Below are 21311 nucleotides of genomic sequence, written 5' to 3'. Positions count from 1 at the left end.
GAGCGCGCCCGCGCCGGGTCGTTCCCGCCCGCGGCCCGGCGCCGTCTATTCGGCGGGAACGCGCGGGGCGGCGGGGCGCGGGGCGCGGCGATTGAGCCAGCGCTGCGCCGGCTTTTCCCACCACCGGTGAAGCGCGCCCGACAACGCCAGCAGCACCGCGCAATAGACGACGAAACCCACAGGGCCGAGTTGCAGTCGCTCGTCCACGCCGACTAGCTTGACGAGAATGAACAGCGGAAAATGGATCAGGTAGGTGGCGTAACTCGCATCGCCCAGCCAGCGCAGCGGGGCCGAGCCGAGGGCGCGCGCAATCGGCCCCCCGTCGAGGGCCAGCGCGAGCAGGAGGGCGGCGAAGGCGAGCGGCACGAACGCCGTCTCCGGCCAGCCGACGGCAATTCCGAGCGCCGCCAGGACCCCGCCGGCGAGCGCCGAGGCAAGCGCGCCGGTCCACCCTGCGCGCCACGATAGCCACAGATTGGCGCACATGACGCCGATGGCAAATTCCAGCACACAGCGGACCAGTCCAAGTCGCGCGATCCGTCCGCCGAGGCCCGGTTCTCCGGCGAGGGCGAACACGGCGTGCAGCGCAAACGCCGCGCCGATCATGGCCGCGATCAGCATGGCGGGGCGCATGTCTTCCCACCGGACACTGACGGCGACAAGCGGGAACAGCAGATACGCGCCCAGCTCCGCGCTGATCGACCAGGCCGGATGGTTCCACGAAAGATCGGGCGTGAAGCCCCAGTTCTGCACCAGCAGCAGATGCAGCGGCAGCTCGCCGAAGGGATAGCCCGCCGTGCTCCGCCCCGCCGCCAGCAGGACGAGGGCGAAGGCGACCATGCCCGCCAGCACCAGCGCGTGGAGCGGCCAGATGCGCGCGATGCGTCGCCACCAGAAGCGCGGCGCGCCGGCCAGCCCGTCGCGCCGCAATCGGGGGCCGTAATTGAGCCACATGACGAAGCCGGAGAGCAGGAAGAACACATCGACCGCCAGGTAGCCCATGCCCGCCATCGCGGTGACGCCCCCCGGCAGCCAGTCGGTCAGAAGCAGCCGCGCGTGGTAGAGGACGACCATCCAGGCGGCGACGCCCCGCAGGCCCGTCAGCGCGGCGAGGTGCGGAATCCGGGTGTCGAGAGGCGGGGCGATCACGCCGGTGCGCCCTCCCCCGCGCGGCCCCGGCGGCTGGCGAGCCACGGCTTCGCGCGCGCGGCGCCAGCTGCACGCAGCCGCCCGCGCATCAGCGACCACAGCGCGATCTGCAGACCCAGCAACATGAACATGAACGGCTGATAGGCGACCCCGATGAACATCGCGCCGACCAGATAGACGAGTTGTCCGTGCTGCAGCGCGGTCGCCAGCGCCCGCCAGCGCAGGTCGTCCGGATTGCCCGATCCGGCGAAGCGGCGGCGCAGCGTCTCCATCTGCCACAGTCCCGTCAGCTGGAGCGCCAGCCAGATGAGGATGCCCGGAAAACCCTGCTCTCCCAGCACTTCGAAATAGGCGGAGTGGAAGGCTCGGCCCTGCTCCGTGACCTCGCTGTATTCTACCGCTCTCGAACCGCCCTCGTCCACCGTGGTGCGGGTGTCGTAGGTGAACGAATTGCCGAGAAAGGCGTCGAACCCGCCGCCCAGCGGATTGCGCTGCACGTAATCCATCGTCCACATCCACACCGCCACGCGGGTCGAGGCGGACTGGTCGGCCTCGTGATCGGCGATGGTCGACATGCGCTCGGTATAGGATGCAGGCAGGAACGGAAGCGCCGCCGCCAGCGCCAGCGCCGCGCCGCCCGCATAGAGGAAGCGGTGGCGGACCTGGCGCAGCATCACCATCGCCAGGACGGCGATGCAAAGCAGGCCGGTGCGCGTCTGCGTGCCAATCGGCACCAGCAGCGCGGCGAAGATCAGCGCCGCGGCGAAGGCGCGCGTCCAGACGCTTTTCGGAAAGATCGTCGAATGGCGCGCGACCCAGACGATCAGGGGGATCATGGCGATCGCCACGGTCGACAGCGTGCTGCCTTCGTACAGCCCCGAATTGTCCGTCACCAGCGAGGCGAGCTGGCCGTAGCCGCCCCCTCCCAGCAGCGTCTTGATGCCGGCCGGAATGATGATCGAGGCGGCGCTGAGAACCATGACCAGCGCCGCTGCCTCCAGTCTCAGCCGGGTGCGCAGCGTCAGCGGAAGGAAGGCGGCGAAGACCAGGCTCTTCCACACCCAGTCCCATTTCGCCCATGCCGAATCGGGAAAGTCCGCCCCCAGCGTCGTGATCGCGCACCACGCCAGCAACGCGGCGATCAACCCCTGTCGCCAGGCGAACCGGCTGCCCTTCTTGTCGTCGAGGACGAGGTAGCCGAGAAAGGCGGCCACGAAGACCAGCAGCGACAGCGAGATCGAGGTGATGACCCCCCAGCCGATCTTCTGCGGCGCGACGATATCGACATAGATGTACAGCAGCACCCACAGGAACGGGCGCTTCAGCCCCATCGCCGCGATGGCGCCGATGAAGGCGAGAAGGACGAGATCAACCATCGCCGCCTCGGCCGGGCGGCGCGGCACGGTTGGCGAGCCACGGCCGCCTGTCTTCGGGTTCGCCCCGAGCTTCGCACTCCGGGGTCAGCGTGTCGTCGTCCAGCTCGCCGCGCAGCAGCAGCCGCCATGCGGCAAGCAGGATCAGGCCATGCGTCAGCGCGATGGAGAAATAGTCGATCATCGCGAAAGGGGCTTTCGGTCGAGGCGGGCGTGCGGCACATGCTGCGCTTACGCCCGGGGTCTTGACGGGCCGTTAAGCCTGTTGTGGCAGGGCAGCGGGCGATGACCCGGATCCTGCACGTCCTCGACCACTCGCTGCCGATGCACAGCGGCTACACCTTCCGTACCCGCGCGATCATGCGCGCCCAGGCGGCGAGCGGGCTTGACGTGCGCGGGCTGACGGGCCTGCGTCATACCGAGGCCGGTCCCGCGATCCAGACGGTCGACGGCCTTACCTTCCACCGCACGCCCGGAACCGCGCACGGGCCGGCGGGCTTGCGCGAATGGCGGGAGATCGACGCGCTTGCCGATGCGATCGGCGCGCTCGCGCAGGAGTGGCGGCCCGATATCCTGCACGCCCACAGCCCCGCGCTGGGGGGACTCGCCGCGATCCGCGCCGGCCGGCGGCTGGGCATTCCGGTGGTCTACGAGATCCGCGCCTTCTGGGAAGATGCCGCCGTCGGCAATCTGCAGGGGCGCGAGGGCTCGCTCAGATACCGCCTGACCCGGCAGCTGGAAACGCTGGCGGTCGGCGGGGCCGGCGCGGTCGTGACGATCTGCCGGGGATTGAAGGACGATCTGATCGCGCGCGGCATCGCGCCCGGCAAGATCGCGATCATGCCCAACGGCGTCGACCTGACGACCTTCGGCGATCCGAAACCGCGCGATGCGCAGTTGGCGCGGGAACTGGACATGGGCGACGGGCCGGTGATCGGCTTCATCGGCAGCTTCTACGATTACGAAGGGCTGGACGATCTCATAGCCGCCATGCCGCGCCTGCTGGCCCGGCACTGCGACGCGCGTCTGCTGCTGGTCGGGGGCGGCCCGATGGACAAGGCCCTGCGCGCGCAGGCCGAGGCCAGCCCCGCCGCCCACGCGATCCGTTTTACCGGGCGCGTGCCCCATACCGAGGTAGAGCGCTATTACGCGCTCGCCGACATCATGGCCTATCCGCGCAAGGCCAGCCGGCTGACCGAACTCGTCACGCCGCTCAAGCCGCTGGAGGCGATGGCGCAGATGAAGCTCGTGGCGGCGAGCGATGTGGGCGGGCACCGCGAACTCGTCACCCACGGCGATACCGGCACGCTGTTCGCGCCCGACGATCCGGCGGCCTGCGCCGACGTGCTGGCGGACCTCGTCGATCGTCGCGGCGAGTGGAACGCGCTGCGCGAACGCGCCCGCGACCATGTCCGCGCCGCGCATGACTGGCACGATAATGTCCAGCGTTATCAGGTCGTTTACCACCGCCTGCTAGGCACCCAGCGCAATGGCCGCATGACCGACGCCGCCTGACGGCGCGTTCGGCAACCCGCGGCGCTGGAACAGGATTGGCACGTGGCCCGAAGGCTCGATCAGACGGATGACAACGGCGCGCCGGCCCGGCCGCCGCTCGCCGCGCATCCCGCCTTCCCCTTCATCGTCGCGCTGTGGTTCGCCGCCCTGCTGGGGATAGGCAGCCTGGTCGTGCCGGTCGCGCTTGTGGAAGGCGGCGTTTCGGCAACGGGGCTGCCGTCCGTGCTGCCGCAGGCCGCGCCACCGCTGGGCTTCACCGCCCGGGTGCTGGTCGCGCTGGCGGCGACGGCGCTGGGGATCGTGCTCGGCCTCGTCGCCGCGCGCCGGATCGCCGCATCCCACCACGACACGCAGGCCCGGCGAATCGGTGCGCGCGCACCGCTCAGCGCCCGTGACGATCTCGACCCCGAAGGTCTCGAGGACGGCGACGGCGACACCGTCGACATCGCAGCGGATGACGGGCCTCGCCTTGCCGGGTCACGCCGCCGCGCGCTGGCGATGGAGGAGGACGCAGGACCGAGCGACTTCCTCTACGCCGCCCCGTTGCCCGGCGAATACGATGACGCGGCCTTCGTCACGGATGGCGAGGACGAGCCGCTCGAACTGGAAGACCTGGCCGCCGAGCCGCATCTTGCCAGCGCCGATATCCGGCCGGGCTTCGATTTCGGCCCGCCGAGCGCGGACGCGGACGCGTTCGAAGAGAACGCGGCAGACGAAGCCACGGCCGAGGCCGAAAACCCGGCCGAGCAGGAAAAGCGCGACGAAATCGAGGCGCCGCTCGCCATTGCCGCCCTGCCCCGGCCCGCCGAGCAGCCGGCGCCGGCGCCCGAACCGCTGGCCTTCTCGCCGCCATCGATGGCGCGCCGGGAGGAAGCCGGCGATGCGCCCACCCCCGAACTTCCAGAAGAGGTCGTCACCGTGTCCGAACCCGATTCCGAACCGTTCCGCCCCTTCGACCGATCCGGGTCGCCGCCACCGCATGACGAGGAGGCCGGGAGCGATCGTACCGAAGGCGCCGAGCACAGCGAACAGGGCGATGAGGCGGACATGCCGGAGGAGGCGCGTGCCCCGTCCGGCCCGGCCCTGATCCACCTGGTCGAACGACTCGGGGCGACGCTCGAGAGGCACCGGGAATGGAGCGCGCAGAGGGTGGAAACGCCCCCGCCGCCAGTCTCCGAACCCGCACCGCCGGACGATGACGAACCGCAGGACGGCCCCGTCGCCGGTGTTCCCGGCGATTTCGACCCCGCCGCCGCCGACGAGGCCGCGCAGGCCATGGCCGCCTACTTCGCCCGCTCCGCCGCGCCGCAGGAACCCTTGCCGGACGAGACGGCGCCGGACGAGATGGCGCCGGACGAGACGATGCCCGACGATTCGGCCAGGGACGATTCCGGCTCGCGCGCGTTCGATGCGCCCGAAGCGCCGTCGCAGACGGCCGGTCCTGCCCGCGTTCTGTTCGGCGGTGCGACCATCGTGCCGGACGACGAAGAGGACGAGGAAGAGGACGCGGAACTCGACGAAGTGGCAGCGTCCTTTTCGCTTCCCCTCGTCCGGGGACCGGCGGCAGTGCCGCACCGAAGCGAACCGGACGCCGGCGACCGGCAAGCCCCCGCGCACGAAGAGCGCGCGCCCTTTGCCAACCCGTTTCGTCCCACGGGGGAAACCTTCGTGCGGATCGATGAACCGGACGACCCGCACGAAACCGACGGAACCGAACCGGCGGTCCAGTTCCCTAACCAGAAGGTCCGCTCAGCGGGAGCTGGGGGCAGTGCACGCCTGTTCGATCCGCCTTCGGGACAGGCCCCGGATGCCGCCGGCGAGCGCCCCCGCGCCTCGAACGACGATAACGAACGGGCCCTGCGCGAGGCGCTGATGAACCTGCAACGCATGGGCAAGTAGGGCGGGCATACGCCGGAGCCGCCCTTGTGCGGCGCAACAAAACTTGCAAAGAGCCATTCCTGTCGCCAATATCGGGCTTCGCGACATTTTCGTGCAGCCACCAGAGCCTGCGAGTCGCGTTTCGTTACCGTTGAAACCGGTCGCGAAGCGCGTTTCTTGCTCGCTCGCCAGACAGGAAGAGCTTTCGACTTGACCGAGTTACCCCCGCGCCAGGGCCTCTACGATCCGGTAAACGAACACGACGCCTGCGGCGTGGGCTTCGTCGCCCATATCAAGGGCGCGAAATCGCACGCGATCGTCACCCAGGCGCTGGAGATCCTGGCCAATCTCGACCATCGCGGCGCGGTGGGGGCCGATCCGCTGCTCGGCGACGGGGCGGGCATCCTCATGCAGATCCCCGACCGGCTGTATCGCAAGTGGGCCGACGCCCATGGGCTGACCCTGCCGCAGCCCGGCGATTACGCGGTGGCGATGTGCTTCATGCCTCAGGACGCGGAGGCGCGCAGCTTCATCACCGAGCAGTTCGAGAAGTTCATCGACAAGGAAGGTCAGCGCCTGATCGGCTGGCGCGACGTGCCGACCGATCCGGAGGGGCTGGGCGAGGCGGTGCTCGCCTCCATGCCGGTGGTGCGCCAGTGCTTCATCGCGCGCGGCGAGAACTGCGAGGATCAGGACGCGTTCGAGCGCAAGCTGATCGTGATCCGCAAGCAGACCCAGAACCCGCTGAAGGAACTGGCGGCCAGGCACCACATGCCGGAACTCGAAAAGCTCTACATGCCCAGCTTCTCCAGCCGCACCGTCGTCTACAAGGGCCTGCTGCTGGCGACGCAGGTGGGCAGTTTCTACCGCGACCTGCGCGACCCGGATTGCGAGAGCGCGCTGGGCCTCGTCCACCAGCGCTTTTCGACCAACACCTTCCCCAGCTGGCGGCTGGCGCAGCCCTTCCGGCTGATCGCCCACAATGGCGAGATCAACACCGTGCGCGGCAACGTCAACTGGATGAACGCGCGGCGCCGGACGATGGAATCGGATCTGCTGGGGGCCGATCTCGACAAGCTCTGGCCGATCGTCCCGCACGGCCAGTCCGACACCGCCTGCCTCGACAACGCGCTCGAACTGCTGCTGCTGGGCGGCTACAGCCTCGCCCATGCGATGATGATGCTGATCCCCGAGGCGTGGGCGAAGAACGCGCAGATGGACCCGAAGCGACGGGCCTTCTACGAATACCACGCCGCGCTGATGGAGCCGTGGGACGGCCCCGCCGCCGTCGCCTTTACCGACGGACGCCAGATCGCCGCGACGCTCGACCGCAATGGCCTGCGGCCCGCGCGCTACTGCGTGACGAAGGACGACATCGTCTGCCTCGCCTCGGAAAGCGGCGTGCTGCCGTTTGCGGAAGAGGATATCGTGCGCAAGTGGCGCCTGCAGCCGGGGCGGATGCTGCTGATCGATCTCGAACAGGGCCGCATCGTCGAGGACGAGGAACTGAAGGCGGAACTGGCCGGCGCGCAGCCCTACGAGGAATGGCTGGAACAGGCGCAGTACAAGCTGCGCGACATCGAGGCCATCGAGACCGATCAGTCGGCGGTGCAGGAGGCCGAGATCAGCCTGCTCGATCGCCAGCAGGCGTTCGGCTACACGCAGGAGGACATCGCCCGCTTCCTGGAACCGATGGCGGTCAAGGGAGATGATCCCATAGGCTCCATGGGCACCGACACGCCCATCGCCGTCCTCAGCAAGCGGCCGCGCCTGCTGTACGATTATTTCAAGCAGAACTTCGCCCAGGTCACCAACCCGCCGATCGACCCGATCCGCGAGGAACTGGTGATGAGCCTGCTGTCCATGATCGGCCCGCGCCCCAACCTGCTGGGGCGCGACGCCGGCACGCACCGACGGCTGGAGATCAGCCAGCCCATCCTCACCAATCGCGGCATGGAGAAGATCCGCAGCGTCGAGGCCAGCCTCGACGGGGCGTTCCGCACCGCCACCATCGACATCACCTGGGACGCCGCCAGCGGGGCCGAGGGGCTGGAGATGGCAATCAAGGAAATGTGCTGGGCCGCGACCGAGGCGGTGCTGCAGGACCGCAACATCCTGATCCTGTCAGACCGCGCGCAGGGGCCGGGGCGCATACCCATGCCCGCCCTGCTCGCCACCTCCGCGGTGCATCACCAGCTCACCCGGCAGGGCCTGCGGATGCAGACCGGCATCGTGGTGGAGACCGGCGAGGCGCGCGAGGTGCATCATTTCTGCGTGCTGGCGGGATACGGCGCGGAAGCGATCAACCCCTATCTCGCCTTCGAGACGATCGAGGCGATCCGCGCCGACAAGGTGCCCGAACTCGCGCCCGAGGCGGCCGAGAAGAACTATATCAAGGCGATCGGCAAGGGCATTCTCAAGGTCATGTCCAAGATGGGCATATCGACCTACCAGTCCTATTGCGGGGCGCAGATCTTCGACGCGGTAGGCCTGTCGAGCGCCTTCATCGACGGCTATTTCCCGCGCACGTCCACCACCATCGAAGGCGTGGGGCTTGCCGAAGTCGCGGCGGAAACCGTCACCCGCCATGCCCAGGCCTATGGCGACAATCCGATCTATCGCAACATGCTCGATGTCGGGGGCATCTACCAGTATCGCCTGCGCGGGGAAGACCACGCCTGGACGCCGTCCAACATCGCGCAGTTGCAGCACGCCGTGCGCAAGGCGGACCGGGAGGACGGGTGGGACGATTACGCCCAGTTCGCCGCCAGCATCAACGAACAGTCCGAACGCCTGCTGACCATCCGCGGGTTGATGGACCTGCGGATGGCCGAGCAGCCGATCCCGCTGGACGAGGTCGAGCCGGCGGAGGAGATCGTCAAGCGCTTCAGCACCGGCGCGATGAGCTTCGGCTCCATCAGTCACGAGGCGCATTCCACCCTCGCCATCGCCATGAACCGCATCGGCGGGCGCTCCAACACCGGGGAGGGCGGAGAGGAGCCGGCCCGGTTCAAGCCGATGGACAACGGCGATTCGATGCGCAGCCGGATCAAGCAGGTGGCTTCGGGCCGGTTCGGCGTGACGACCGAATACCTCGCCAATTCGGACGACATCCAGATCAAGATGGCGCAGGGCGCGAAGCCGGGCGAGGGCGGCCAGTTGCCCGGCCACAAGGTCGACAAGCGTATCGGCGCGGTGCGCCACGCGACGCCGGGCGTCGGCCTCATCAGCCCGCCCCCCCATCACGACATCTACTCGATCGAGGATCTGGCGCAGCTCATCCACGACCTCAAGAACGTCAATCCGACGGCGCGCATCTCGGTCAAGCTGGTATCGGAAGTGGGCGTGGGCACGGTCGCGGCGGGCGTTTCCAAGGCGCGCGCCGACCATGTGACCATCTCGGGCTACGAGGGGGGAACGGGCGCCTCGCCGCTCACCAGCCTCACTCATGCCGGCTCTCCGTGGGAAATCGGCCTCGCCGAAACGCAGCAGACGCTGTTGCTCAACGACCTCAGGAGCCGCATCGCTGTGCAGGTCGACGGCGGACTGCGCACCGGCCGCGACGTCGCCATCGGCGCGCTGCTCGGCGCGGACGAATTCGGCTTCGCCACCGCCCCGCTGATCGCGGCGGGCTGCATCATGATGCGCAAGTGCCATCTCAACACCTGCCCCGTCGGCGTGGCGACGCAGAACCCGGACCTGCGCAAGCTGTTCAACGGTCAGCCCGAACACGTCATCAACTACTTCTTCTACGTCGCCGAGGAATTGCGGCAGCTGATGGCGGAGATGGGCTTCCGCACGGTCGAGGAGATGATCGGCCGGGTGGACCGGATCGACATGAAGCGCGCCATCCGCCACTGGAAGGCCGATGGCGTCGACCTTTCCCGCCTGCTCCACCGCCCGCAGGTCGACGGCGACGTGCCGCTGTGGAACACGATGACGCAGGATCACGGTCTGGAAGGGGCGATGGACAACGACCTCATCAATGCCGCCGCCGACGCCATCGAGGACCAGGCGCCGGTGCAACTGACCCGGCAGATCCGCAACGTCCACCGTGCCGTGGGTGCCATGCTGTCGGGCAGGATCGCGCTGAAATACGGTCACGCCGGGCTTCCCGCCGACACCATCAGGGTGAGCTTCACCGGCACCGCAGGGCAGAGCTTCGCAGCCTGGCTCGTCCATGGCGTCACGCTGGAACTGACGGGCGATGCCAACGACTATGTCGGCAAGGGCCTGTCGGGCGGGCGCGTGATCGTGCGCCAGCCCGCAGGGGTAGCGCGCGACCCGGTGGACAACATCATCGTCGGCAATACCTGCCTCTACGGCGCCATCGCGGGCGAGGCGTATTTCTCGGGCGTGGCGGGCGAACGCTTCGCGGTACGCAATTCGGGCGCGGTGGCGGTGGTCGAGGGGACCGGCGATCACGGCTGCGAATACATGACCGGCGGCGTGGTCGCGGTCCTCGGCCCTACCGGGCGAAACTTCGCCGCCGGGATGAGCGGCGGCATCGCCTATGTCTACGATCCGGACGGCAGCTTCGCCGATCGCTGCAACCTGGCGCAGGTCGAGTTGCAGGATATCGCCGAAGGCCCGGTGGAGGGGGAGGGCCGCTCCACCGGAGAACCGCGTCAGCGCGGCACTTCGGTCGAGGATTTCGGCATGGGCGATCCGCTCTATCACGACGCCGCGCGGCTGAAGATCCTGCTCGAACGCCACAAGCTGCATACCGGATCGGCTCGCGCCGCCGCGCTGCTGGCCGACTGGGACACCGCGCGCGGTGCCTTCGTCAAGGTCATGCCGACCGATTACGCGCGCGCGCTCCGGCTGCTGCAAGCCGAGCGCGAGGAGGCCGCCAGCGTGGCGGCGGAATGACGGGGCGGGCACCCGCCATTACGACAACGGACTGACAGGAACGATGGGCAAGGAAACCGGATTTCTCGAGATCGAGCGGCAGGACCGCTCCTATGCCGCGCCCGAGGAACGGCTCGCGCATTATCGCGAATTCGCCATCCCGCATACCGAGGACCAGCTGCAATTGCAGGCGGCGCGCTGCATGAATTGCGGCATCCCGTTCTGCCATACCGGCTGCCCGGTCAACAACATCATCCCCGACTGGAACCACCTCGTTTACGAAGGCGACTGGCGCGATGCGCTGGAGGTGCTCCATTCCACCAACAACTTCCCCGAATTCACCGGGCGCGTGTGCCCCGCCCCGTGCGAGGCGAGCTGCACGCTCAACATCACCGACCAGCCGGTGACGATCAAGAGCATCGAATGCGCCATCGTCGATCGCGGGTGGAAGGAAGGCTGGATCACCCCTCAGGTGCCGAAGGAGCGCACCGGGCGGCGGGTGGCGGTGGTCGGTTCCGGCCCCGCGGGCCTCGCCTGCGCGCAGCAACTGGCGCGCGCCGGCCATTCGGTCACGCTGTTCGAGAAGAACGACAGGGTCGGTGGCCTGCTGCGCTACGGCATTCCCGACTTCAAGATGGAAAAGTCGCTCGTCAACCGGCGGGCGGTGCAGATGGAGGCCGAGGGCGTGACCTTCCGCACCAGCACGGAGGTGGGCGTCGACATCTCGATGAAGTCGCTCAAGGAGAACTTCGACGCCATCGTGCTCGCCGGCGGGGCCGAGGAAGCGCGCGGGCTGGACATTCCCGGTGCCGAACTGCCCGGGGTGCGGCAGGCGATGGAATTCCTCGCCCAGCAGAACAAGCGCAACGCCGGCGACGACGAGACGCGCGCCGCCCCGCGCGGCACGCTGACGGCCACGGACAAGCGCGTGATCGTGATCGGCGGCGGCGATACCGGCTCGGACTGCGTGGGCACCTCCAACCGCCAGGGCGCGCGCTCGGTCACGCAGATCGAGATCATGCCGCAGCCGCCGGCCCGGGAAGACAAGCTGCTGACCTGGCCCGACTGGCCGATGAAGCTCAGAACCTCCTCCAGCCACGAGGAAGGGGTGGAGCGCGACTGGTCCGTCCTGACCAAGCGCGTGGTGGGGGAAGACGGCAAGGTCACCGGCCTCGAATGCACGCGCCTGGAATGGGAAGGGCGCGAGATGAAGGAGGTGCCGGGCAGCGAGTTCACCATCCCCGCCGATCTCATCCTGCTGGCCATGGGCTTTCTCGGCCCGCGCAAGACCGGCCTCATCGACCAGTCGGGCGTCAGCCTGACCGATCGCGGAAACGTCGCCGCCGACACCGCCTCCTACCGCTCCAGCGAGGACGGCATATGGGCATGCGGCGACATGCGGCGCGGCCAGAGCCTCGTCGTCTGGGCGATCCGCGAGGGGCGGCAATGCGCCGCCGCGGTGGACGAGGCGCTCATGGGCACGACGCAGCTGCCCCGTTAAGGCGAACCGGCGGCGACGGGCGCCCGCACGGGCGGGGGCGTCAGTCGCGCCGCCCCGCCCGCCACAGCGCCAGCGCCGGCAGCGCGCACGCGACCACCGCCACGCCGAAGCCGATGGCCGCGCCCCACGCCATCGCGTCGGGGCCGAGCAGCCACAGGCCGAGCACCCCGCCGGCGATGGGCAGCACCAGCAGCAGGAGGCATCCCGCAACGGCCATTGTCCTCGCCCGGTCGCCTAGCCGGCTTGCAGGGCGTCGGCCAGCTGCCGGCACTGGCCCGCACCGGGCCGGGCGGCGGTGGCCAGTTCCCGCGCCTCGGCCTGCGCGGCGGCGAGGTCGGCGATGAATTGCGGGTCCGACGAAAGCCGGGCCAGCGTTGCCGAGGCGATGACGCGGGCTTCCTCGACATCGCTTTGCCAGTGCAGGTTGCAGATCGCCCGGCTATCGCCGAACGCACGCCCCCGCGCCACCAGCTCGCTCGCGCGGTCGGGAAAGACGCTCGCCAGAACCAGCCCGGTGCCCCATCCCAGTGCCGAGTGGCCCGACGGGTAGGAACCATTCTGCGCCAGCGCCGCCTCGTCCCGCGGCGTGCAGGTCGGCGCGCCATTGGCGACGAACGGGCGCGGGCGCGAATAGCGGGCCTTCACCGCGCTCGTCGAGATCGCGAAGTCGGCCGCCGCGCGGCGTACCAACCGCGCGATGGCGGGCGTGTTCGCATCGGTCAGGCTGACCCCGGCGGCGCAGGAAAAGGCCGCGTCGAACCAGCCGGGCGCAAGGCTCGCATCCTCCAGCGCCAGCGCGCGTCGCGGCGTGTCGGCGAGCGTCAGCGCGCGGGCATTCGCCTCGGCATCCTGGCGCTGGCGGGCCGATCCCTGTTCCGGCGGCGGGGGCACGAGCGCCTCGGTTCCGGGGATGGGCTGTCCGCCCAGATAGGGCGGGCCAAGATCGTAAACCGGCCGCTCGGCCGCGGGCGGAGCGTCCTGCGCGCCCGCCACCTGCGCCATGCCCGTCGCCCCCGCACAGGCCGTCGCCGCCAGGGCGAACCCTACCATCATCCGTTTCATCGCTGTCATGTCCTCGTGTCGACGTCCCGCACGCGGCTCACCACCCCGGCGCCCCCGCGTCAAGCGGTTCACGCGGCCAGCAGGACGAGCGCGGCCAGCGCGAAGGCGGCGGCGTAGGTGGTCTGCGCGGCGTCGAGCACGCCTGCCACGGCGGAGTGGCGCCGGTGCCCGGGGCGATCGCGCCAGGCTGCGATCAGCAGCGCGGCGGACCACGCCATCAAAGGCGCGAAGGCCACCCAGTAGCGGCCGCTCGACTTGTGGACGAAGGGCTGGGCAAACGCCGCTGCCGTGCCCAGCTTGATCAGCAGCGATTGCAGCCGTTGCCCGTCGCCGCCGCGCAGCCGCGCGACATTCGCGAGCAGCAGGGCGGCCAGCATCGGCGCGTAGAGTAGCCAGGTGGCGAGCGCGACGAAGGCGAGCAGCCCGGCGCGCATGCCGGGCGGGACGCCGTGCATCACCGGCTCGAACAGGCGGGCGACATGCGAAGGCTCGAACAGGAAACGAGCGAAGTTCGCTCGCACCGTGCGCAGATATGTCCGTGGCGACAGGCCGCTCAGCGATGCGCGCATCATGCGCCGCTCTACCACGAGCGGATTTTCCCCCGTTTGCGCCGCGCGCCCCTGCGCGAATTGCCAGGCGGGCCAGATGTCGCGGCCCGCCGGGCACCGCCCGAAACAGGTGCGCGCCGGGTCGCCGAACCCGTCCGCCAGCACCAGCGGAACGTTGGTGGTGGTGATGACGGTCGCATCGAAGTGCCGGCTCGCCGCGATGCTCCACGGAGCCAGCGCCAGCGCGATGGCGAGGCACCCGGCCGCGAGGCGCGGCAGCGCGCCGCGCATGGCGAGGACGGCCAGCAGGATCAGGAACCCGTTCAACGCCAGCGCCAGCAGCAGCGCCGGTCCGCGCAGATAGAGCGCCGCGATCAGGCAGACTTCCATCGCCGCCACGTCCTGCCATTCCGGCAAGCTGCCGCGCGAAATCCGCACCGCGCAGCGCCAGCCGGCCAGCAGTGCCAGAGTCGACAGCAGCCCGGCGGTAATCTCGGGAAACCAGGATAGCGCACTGAAATACCAACCGGCGGCGAGGCCGGGAAACAGCATCGCCAGCGCCGCGTGTCGCGGTCCGAACTGGCGTGCGAACCGGCGGATGAGCAGCGCCGTCAGACCCAGGTTGATCGCGAGCAGCCAGCCGCGTTGCAGCCAGTGCGGCGGATCGTCCGTCAGCACGAAGGGCGGCGCGCCGATCAGCGCGATGCCCGGCATGAACCAGCCCGTTCCGAAGATCGCCTGCATCGCCTGCCGACCCGAAACCGACCCGCGCAACCATTCGCCCACGGCCCGGGCCATTGCCGAATAGGTATATTCGTCCCCGCGCCAGTCGCTCGCTCGCATGATCAGCAGCGCGAGCACCGAGGCGGCGAGGATCGCGGCGGGGGCGAAGCGCCGGACGGCGCGTGCGATACGCTCAACCATCGAGGAGCCGGTAGGGAAGGCCGGGCGAACGGCCATGCCGATCCGCAGACGCGGGCACCCTGCTCATCCGCCCTGCGCGCAGGTCACGCAGGTCGCCCGTGCCGGATCGCTCGCCAGCCGGCCCGCCGCGATCGCCTCTCCGCAGGTCACGCACCAGCCCCACTCGCCCTCCTCCATGCGCTCCAACGCCTGACCGATGCGAACCCGCTCGGCCCGCCGGCGACGCTGTTCGGCCTGCGCCATCGCCTGTTGCTGCATGGCGTCCATGCGCGACAGTCGCCCGACGCTGTCCTGCTGCAATTCGACCGGCTTGCCGGCCTCCTCGCCCGAGGCATCGAGCGCGTCGAGTTCGGCGAGACGGGCGACAAGGGCGGTGCGGGCTTGGGCTGGCGTCATGGCCATCGCAGCTTTCCTACACACGGGCGGCTTGTCAAAGGGAGAGCATGATCGCGCGCCCTTCTTCCCGTTTTCGTGCCGACGGAGTGTCACCTTCGCACGGGAAGGATAAAATCTTGATAAGCCGAGATTTCCTTCGCGAAAGCACGGGTTACACGGTGTCAACTTCGTCAGCTTGCGTGATCCGGATCCAGCCGCCATTCGACCGCTTCGCGTCCGTTGGCGATCAGGAAGTCGTTGGCGCGGCTGAAGGGGCGCGAACCGAAGAAGCCGCGATAGGCCGACAGCGGGCTGGGATGCGGGCTTTCGATGAGCAGGTGCGGGCCATCCTCGACCAGGTCCGGAATGGCCCGCGCCCGGGTCTGCGCGTGGCTGCCCCAGGCGACGAAGACGGTCGGCGCGTCGCGCCGCGCCACCGCGCGCAGGATGGCATCGGTGATCGGGGCCCAGCCGCGTCTGGCATGGCTGCCGGCGCGCCCCTCCTCCACCGACAGCGCGGTGTTGAGCAGGAGAACCCCGCGCCTCGCCCACGCCGTCAGATCGCCGCTTTCGGGCGCGGGAACGCCGAGATCGTCCTCCAGCTCGCGCAGGATGTTGCGCAACGAGGGCGGCGGCCTGATGCCCGCGGGGACGGAGAAGGCAAGGCCGTGCGCCTGCCCGGCGCCGTGATAGGGATCCTGCCCCAGGATCACGACCTTCACCGCGTCGGGAGGGGTCAGTCCGAGCGCGCGGAAGCGCTGCCGAGCCGGGGGAAAGACAAGCCTGCCCGCGGCCTCCTCGTCCATGAGCCAGCGATCCAGCGCCCGCGCGCCGGCGGTGCCGAGCACGGGATCGAGAATGGCGGACCAGCTGGCGGGCGGGGCGATCATCGCGGCAGCGATAGGGCGCGCGGGGCGACGATGCAAAGCCGCCCTTCCCTCGCATCGACGATACGCCTAGAGCCGGCGGGATGACAGTGCATTTCCATGAAGAAGACCTGCCCGAAGGTGTTCTCGCCCACGGCCCCGTTGCCGTCGATACCGAAACGATGGGTCTCGTCACCCCGCGCGACCGACTGTGCGTCGTGCAGATCTCCGATGGCGGGGGCGACGAACATCTCGTCCGCTTCCGCAACAACAGCCCCTACGACGCGCCGAACCTGAAGGCGGTGCTGGGCGATCCGTCGCGGGTGAAGATCTACCACTTCGCCCGCTTCGACCTCGCCGCGATCGAGCATTACCTGGGCGTCGTCGCCGCGCCGGTGTTCTGCACCAAGATCGCCAGCAAGCTGACGCGCACCTATACCGACCGCCACGGTCTGAAAAACCTGATCCACGAATTGCTGGGGGAGGATATCTCCAAGCAGCAGCAGTCGAGCGACTGGGGCGCCGCCACGCTGACGGAGGCGCAGCGCGAATATGCCGCCTCCGACGTGCGTTTCCTGCACCGGCTGCGCGACATCCTGATAGAGCGGCTGGCGCGTGAGGGGCGGCTGGAAATGGCGCAGGCGGCCTTCGACTTCCTGCCCACCCGCGCGCGGCTCGACATTGCCGGCTGGGCGGACAAGGACATCTTCAGTCACGAGTAATCGGCGACTGTGGTAGAGCCAGCCCATGACCGCCCGCGCCGACCGCATCCGCAACCGCCGCCAGCGCTTCGCCGCGCCGGGAAGCGCGCTCGACCGGATCGTGCGGGTTCTGGCGGTGGTGCTGCCGGCGGGGGTCGGCGTGATCGCGGCGATGATGCTGATTACGCCGCTCGGTCCCAAGGGGGAGGTCAGCTTCCTGCTCGACCGCGACAAGGTGCCGACCGCGAAGGACCGGCTGCGCGTCGACAACGCCATGTATCGCGGATCGGACAATCGCGGCCGACCCTTCTCGCTGGTCGCCGGCGAAGCCGTGCAGCGCACCAACGCCGTGCCGCTGGTAGAGATGGAGGATCTGACCGCGCGCATCCTGCTGTCCGAAGGCCCCGCGGTGCTGAGCACCAGGGCCGGGGAATACGACATCGACGACGAGCGGGTTTCGGTGCCGGGTATCATCCGGTTCGAGGCCGCCGACGGCTATTCCCTGTCGGCGCGCAACGTGACGCTGGACCTGGTCGATACGCTGCTGGTGGGCGACGGGCGGGTGTACGGGACGATACCTGCCGGGAGGTTTTCGGCGAACACCATGCGCGTCGACCTGGCCGAACGCACCATCACGCTTGCCGGCCAGGCGCGCATGACGATGGTGCCCGGACGGTTGCAGATGCCGGGGGGATTGTAGGGGAATGGCGAGAATGACTGTGAACGAAAGCTCTGGCAGCACGCCGCGACTGCGGCGCGTCGCGCTGCGCTCGCTGGCCGGTGGGCTGATTGCGGGCGGGATCGCCTCGCTCGCCTTCGGCTCGGTCGCGGATGCGCAGAACATCGCCGGTTTCAACTCGAACCAGCCGGTCAACTACGCGGCCGACCGCATCGAGTTGCAGGACCGCCAGAACCGCGTCGTGCTGACCGGCGGGGTGGTGATCGAACAGGGCGATCTCAGGCTGACCGCACAGCGCACCACCGTGGCCTACACCGATGCGGGAACGCTGCAAATCCAGCGCATCGACGCCACCGGCGGGGTGGTGGTGACACGGGGCGACGAACGGGCCAGCGGCAATGCGGCGGTGTACGACTTCAACCGGCGGGTGATCGTCCTGTCGGGCAACGTCGCGCTACGCCGCGGCAGCGATACGCTGAACGGCGGGAGGCTGACCGTCGATCTGGGATCGGGCGTGTCGAGCGTGGACGGGGCCGGCGGCGCGCCCGCCAATGGGCAGCCGGCGGGGCGTGTGTCAGGCACCTTCGCGGTGCCCCAGTCCGACTAGCGTTCCCGGCATTCCCCCGGCCAGAAGCGCGCCGCCTCTTCGTCGAGACCGCTATTGCGGAACGTGATCGCGACGACGCGCAGATGGCGGCAGGCAGGGGCGGCGCCGCGACGGGCCGCCAGTTCCAGCGTGGTCGCGAGATTGTGCGGCTCGTTGACGGCGCTGGCGAGGCGCAGGCCCGGACCCTGCCAGCGCCCGCCCTCGCCCAGCAGGTCGGCAAAGGCGTCGCGCCCGGCCGGTGTTCGCAGCAAGATGTCGAGCAGTCCCGAGCCCTCGCCGCGAAGGTCCGGCGTCGCCATCAGGGCGGCGATATGCCGCGCGGCCTCTTCGTAACGTCGCCCGGCCAACGCCCCGTCCGCGGCGGCGAGTTGCGCGGGGCCGGCGCGCCAGCCACGTGTCCCGGCCGCTCGCAGAGCGCGGGCATCCTCGACGCCCGCCGCCCGCGACGCGCGCGCCAGCAGGACGAGCGGTTGCGGCGCGATCGGCCGGTTGCGTACGGCGATCCGGGCTTCGCCCACCGCACCCGGCCCATCGCCCCTGCCCAGCGCAAGCCGCGCCCTCGCCCCTGCCGCTTCCCCGGACATCCAGGCTGGGACAAGGGCCGCCGCCACAGGCATGCGCCGGGCGTCGACCTCGAGCGCGGCGAGAATCGCCAGGCATGCCAGGATCGCCAGGCAGACGGCGCCGGCGACCTGCAATACACCGTATGCGGGGATCAGCGCCGACGAGCGCATCGGTCCTGCCAGAGGCGACCGCGATCGGCCCCGTATCCCTCGCGCTTCAAGGCCTGCCCTACGCGGCGCAGCTGTGCGCAGGAGAAGGTCACCCCCTCGGCCAGAGCGAGGGTGACGGTCCTCGCGGTATCCCGGGGAGCGGCGCGCGCGCTCATCGCGGTCAAGGCGTAATCCTGCGCGCCAGTGCGGTCGGCGAGAACCGAAACGAAAGCTTCACGGCCTTCGGAAGACCGGAGCAGTCCGGCCAGCAAATCGAGCGCGTCATCCCGCAGTTCGCCCACGGCGAGCAGCGCCGATACGCGCCGGGCCGCGGCAGTCGCATCGTTCGAGGCAAGTGCCGCTCGTGCCGCGGCGAGCTGGGCGACCGGCTCGCGCCAGCCGCGCCTGGCGGAGGCCTCGAGCGCGGGTATGGCCGCTTCGTCCTGCCCGCTGCGCGCCATTGCGAGGGCGAAAAGCGTCAGGTTTTCCGCCGGTATCGGCCTGCGAAGGAGCAGGTCGCGGGCGGAGTTGGCCGCAGCGTCCCAGTTTTCGGTCCCGATGTCCGTGCGCACCCGCTGCGCCGCGGCGAAACCCGAAAACGCCCGGGGCACAAGCGGCGTCAGCTCGGGCTGATAGCGGACCTGCCGATCGACCTGGGCGAAGACCGCGACCACGCCGGTCGCCAGCAAGGCTGCGATCCAGAGCAGTTTGGCGATCACGGTTCCAGATCCCGCCGTGGCGCCATCAGGATGACCATCAACGCCACCACACACAGCAGGCTCTGGTTGCGGAGCGGATAGTCGACCAACGATTGCGCCGCTACGCAGGCGATGGCCAGCCCGCCGCCGAGACAGAGCCAGTCCTCCCCGCCGGAGCGGCGGCGCAAGGCCGCAAAGCCGCTCCAGGCCAGCCAGGCGAACGCCAGCAGCAATGCGGTCAAACCGCCCTCGATCGCCATCTCGATATAGTCGTTATGCGCGCGGCCGGCGCGCCTCGGCGAAACATATTCGAGCGATTCGTAAACCTGAAACACCTCGTCGAACGTCCCCATGCCGCTTCCGGCCGGCCAGTATTGCCCGGCGACGTACGTACCGTCGTCCCACATGCCCAGCCGATCGGTTTCGATCGTCTCGAAGCGCGCGAAACTGCTCGCTACGCGTCCGCCGTCGGGCGCTACGGCGACGACCGCGATCACCGCGGCCAGCGCTGCGAGCCCCGTCTTGACGACTATTCTCGGGGAGAAGGAAACCCGGTTCGCCCGGGAAGCGCTGAAACGGGCGAACGCCACCCGCAATACCACGAAGGCAATCGGCACCAGCAAGAGGACGATGCTGCTGCGCGACTGGGTCAGGATCGTTCCCAGCGTCAGCAGGGCCCCCGCGGTCCAGGCCGCGGCCAACCACCCTCTTCCTTTCGGCCACGGTACGGCGATCAGCGCGACAAGGGTAATGACGAAGAACAGGCCGGTGGAATTGCGGTTCGCGAAGGTTGCGTAGAGAATGTCGGGCCGGGGCGGGTTGATGAACGGGAAAGCCGCGGTATTGGCCGAAAGGATCTGTATGGTTCCGAGGGCGAACGCACCAAGAGCGGCGACGATCAATGTCCGGACGAGGCGGATGCGCCCTTGTTGCCCCAAGGTCGTGCCCACCGCTATCACTGTCGCAGGGGCGAGCGTGCCGCAAAACGCGACGAGCGTACGGGCACGATCAAGGCTGAACGGGTACCAGATACCAGCATCGTAACCGGCAATCGCCAGACTCTCACCGGCGAGATCGCGCTGCGGAAGAGATCGCCAGACGGCGGGCGGAAGGGGAACGAGTTGAAGCAGGGGCAAGGCCAAGGTGGCCAGGACGAGGGCTACGAGCACCCGCGGGCCGCGCTGGACGAATTCGATGGTCCGCCGACCATTCAGGGCGAGGACCAATAGAGCGAAAAGCTGCACGGCGAGGTTGCGCAGACCGTACGCAACGCCTCCCCCACCGACAAGAACCGCGAGAACGACAAGGATCTGAAGATGCGCCACTGGCGATCGCAGCAGTTGGCGCCTGACCGGTTTGGGCGGCGGGACGGGGGGAGCGGTGGCCATTGTCCTGATCTGACGTCCCGAGATTATAAGACCCGATCATGCATGCAAAAAAACGGCCCGCAAGTCACCTTGCGAGCCGCATTTTACTGTTCAGCCGATCAGGTCAGTTGGCGCCGGGCGACGCGTTGCCGTTATCTTCGTCACCATCGGTGACGATGACGATGACGACGCCTGCGGCAATAAGGAGGGCAAGAAGGTAGCCCACCTTGCCAGCGAGGCCGATTTCCTCGCCACCAGAGTAATCGGCACCAGCGCGATCGAGCGAGGCGAGCGACACATCGGAATCGATGGCACGAGTACCGGCCTGGGCAGCGATCGGGGCGAAAACCATGGTCGTGGCGGCCAGTCCGGCGAGAATGTTCTTCGTCATTGTTTGGCTCCTGAAATAGCCACGGATTTGTTCGATTTGCCCTTTTCTACCGCAACGCAGCAAAAAATTCAAGGTCGATTACGTAATTACCCTGAGGAACCTTCGTTCCGATT

Annotated in this window: 19 protein-coding genes; 7 read left to right on the top strand and 12 right to left on the bottom strand. The window is 69.0% G+C overall.

Annotation, left to right across the window (positions count from 1 at the left end; genetic code table 11):
- Nucleotides 1–45: 45 nt before the first annotated feature.
- The 3 genes from EG799_RS14120 to EG799_RS07925 are packed head-to-tail and all read right to left on the bottom strand — an operon-like array spanning nucleotide 46 to nucleotide 2706.
- Nucleotides 46–1149: an acyltransferase family protein gene (locus EG799_RS14120; protein ID WP_234029073.1), complete on the bottom strand. Its 1104-nt coding sequence runs from the start codon at nucleotides 1147–1149 to the stop codon at nucleotides 46–48.
- A complete protein-coding gene (locus EG799_RS14115) occupies nucleotides 1146–2525 on the bottom strand; it encodes a putative O-glycosylation ligase, exosortase A system-associated (protein ID WP_123880120.1) in 1380 nt (459 codons plus the stop codon). Before EG799_RS14115 ends, EG799_RS14120 begins: the two co-directional genes overlap by 4 nt.
- Complete coding sequence (locus EG799_RS07925) at nucleotides 2518–2706, bottom strand: hypothetical protein (RefSeq protein ID WP_123880118.1); 189 nt, start codon at nucleotides 2704–2706, stop codon at nucleotides 2518–2520. Before EG799_RS07925 ends, EG799_RS14115 begins: the two co-directional genes overlap by 8 nt.
- Before the next feature lie 101 nt (nucleotides 2707–2807).
- On the opposite strand from EG799_RS07925, the gene EG799_RS07920 reads away from it, so the two are divergent.
- From EG799_RS07920 to EG799_RS07905, 4 genes are all read left to right on the top strand, one after another.
- A complete protein-coding gene (locus EG799_RS07920; protein ID WP_123880116.1) occupies nucleotides 2808–4037 on the top strand; it encodes a TIGR04063 family PEP-CTERM/XrtA system glycosyltransferase in 1230 nt (409 codons plus the stop codon).
- A gap of 42 nt (nucleotides 4038–4079) precedes the next feature.
- Nucleotides 4080–5936 (top strand): hypothetical protein, encoded by a 1857-nt coding sequence (locus EG799_RS07915; protein ID WP_123880114.1) that lies wholly within the window; start codon nucleotides 4080–4082, stop codon nucleotides 5934–5936.
- A 189-nt stretch (nucleotides 5937–6125) separates the two neighbouring features.
- Nucleotides 6126–10787 carry a glutamate synthase large subunit gene (gene gltB, locus EG799_RS07910; protein WP_123880112.1) on the top strand — a complete coding sequence of 1554 codons (4662 nt, stop codon included), beginning with the start codon at nucleotides 6126–6128 and terminating at the stop codon, nucleotides 10785–10787.
- Nucleotides 10788–10830: 43 nt separating this feature from the next.
- Entirely contained in the window at nucleotides 10831–12267 is a 1437-nt protein-coding gene (locus EG799_RS07905; protein WP_123880110.1) for a glutamate synthase subunit beta, read from the top strand.
- A 40-nt stretch (nucleotides 12268–12307) separates the two neighbouring features.
- Here EG799_RS07905 and EG799_RS14070 read toward each other — a convergent pair whose 3' ends face one another.
- The 5 genes from EG799_RS14070 to EG799_RS07885 form a co-directional block, all read right to left on the bottom strand.
- Nucleotides 12308–12484: a hypothetical protein gene (locus tag EG799_RS14070; RefSeq protein ID WP_181950884.1), complete on the bottom strand. Its 177-nt coding sequence runs from the start codon at nucleotides 12482–12484 to the stop codon at nucleotides 12308–12310.
- Between the two features lie 17 nt (nucleotides 12485–12501).
- On the bottom strand, nucleotides 12502–13338 hold the full coding sequence (locus tag EG799_RS07900) for an acid phosphatase (protein WP_123880108.1): 837 nt from the start codon (nucleotides 13336–13338) through the stop codon (nucleotides 12502–12504).
- Nucleotides 13339–13397: 59 nt separating this feature from the next.
- The gene (locus EG799_RS07895; RefSeq protein ID WP_123880106.1) at nucleotides 13398–14801 is read right to left on the bottom strand and encodes a hypothetical protein; all 1404 of its coding nucleotides are present in this window, start codon (nucleotides 14799–14801) and stop codon (nucleotides 13398–13400) included.
- A 63-nt stretch (nucleotides 14802–14864) separates the two neighbouring features.
- On the bottom strand, nucleotides 14865–15197 hold the full coding sequence (locus EG799_RS07890; RefSeq protein ID WP_123880104.1) for a TraR/DksA family transcriptional regulator: 333 nt from the start codon (nucleotides 15195–15197) through the stop codon (nucleotides 14865–14867).
- Nucleotides 15198–15367: 170 nt separating this feature from the next.
- The gene (locus EG799_RS07885) at nucleotides 15368–16066 is read right to left on the bottom strand and encodes a uracil-DNA glycosylase (protein WP_123880102.1); all 699 of its coding nucleotides are present in this window, start codon (nucleotides 16064–16066) and stop codon (nucleotides 15368–15370) included.
- Nucleotides 16067–16146: 80 nt separating this feature from the next.
- Here EG799_RS07885 and EG799_RS07880 point away from each other — a divergent pair, with 80 nt between their 5' ends.
- From EG799_RS07880 to EG799_RS07870, 3 genes are read left to right on the top strand one after another with little or no spacing between them, the layout of a single operon-like run.
- A complete protein-coding gene (locus EG799_RS07880; RefSeq protein ID WP_123880100.1) occupies nucleotides 16147–16764 on the top strand; it encodes a ribonuclease D in 618 nt (205 codons plus the stop codon).
- Nucleotides 16765–16789: 25 nt separating this feature from the next.
- On the top strand, nucleotides 16790–17443 hold the full coding sequence (locus EG799_RS07875; protein WP_123880098.1) for an LPS export ABC transporter periplasmic protein LptC: 654 nt from the start codon (nucleotides 16790–16792) through the stop codon (nucleotides 17441–17443).
- Nucleotides 17444–17456: 13 nt separating this feature from the next.
- A complete protein-coding gene (locus tag EG799_RS07870; protein ID WP_123880096.1) occupies nucleotides 17457–18029 on the top strand; it encodes an LptA/OstA family protein in 573 nt (190 codons plus the stop codon).
- Here EG799_RS07870 and EG799_RS07865 read toward each other — a convergent pair.
- The 4 genes from EG799_RS07865 to EG799_RS07850 all read right to left on the bottom strand — a co-directional run bounded on the left by EG799_RS07865 (nucleotide 18026) and on the right by EG799_RS07850 (nucleotide 21198).
- Nucleotides 18026–18763: a hypothetical protein gene (locus EG799_RS07865; protein ID WP_123880094.1), complete on the bottom strand. Its 738-nt coding sequence runs from the start codon at nucleotides 18761–18763 to the stop codon at nucleotides 18026–18028. The genes EG799_RS07870 and EG799_RS07865 overlap by 4 nt on opposite strands.
- The gene (locus EG799_RS07860) at nucleotides 18745–19461 is read right to left on the bottom strand and encodes a hypothetical protein (protein WP_123880092.1); all 717 of its coding nucleotides are present in this window, start codon (nucleotides 19459–19461) and stop codon (nucleotides 18745–18747) included. Before EG799_RS07860 ends, EG799_RS07865 begins: the two co-directional genes overlap by 19 nt.
- The gene (locus tag EG799_RS07855; RefSeq protein ID WP_123880090.1) at nucleotides 19458–20828 is read right to left on the bottom strand and encodes an O-antigen ligase family protein; all 1371 of its coding nucleotides are present in this window, start codon (nucleotides 20826–20828) and stop codon (nucleotides 19458–19460) included. Before EG799_RS07855 ends, EG799_RS07860 begins: the two co-directional genes overlap by 4 nt.
- Nucleotides 20829–20931: 103 nt before the next feature.
- Complete coding sequence (locus tag EG799_RS07850) at nucleotides 20932–21198, bottom strand: hypothetical protein (protein ID WP_123880088.1); 267 nt, start codon at nucleotides 21196–21198, stop codon at nucleotides 20932–20934.
- Between the last annotated feature and the right edge of the window lie 113 nt (nucleotides 21199–21311).

Source organism: Aurantiacibacter spongiae, assembly GCF_003815535.1.
Lineage (GTDB): Bacteria > Pseudomonadota > Alphaproteobacteria > Sphingomonadales > Sphingomonadaceae > Alteraurantiacibacter > Alteraurantiacibacter spongiae.
Note: the sequence above shows the minus strand (reverse complement) of the source record. Positions and strands in the feature narration are given on the sequence as shown.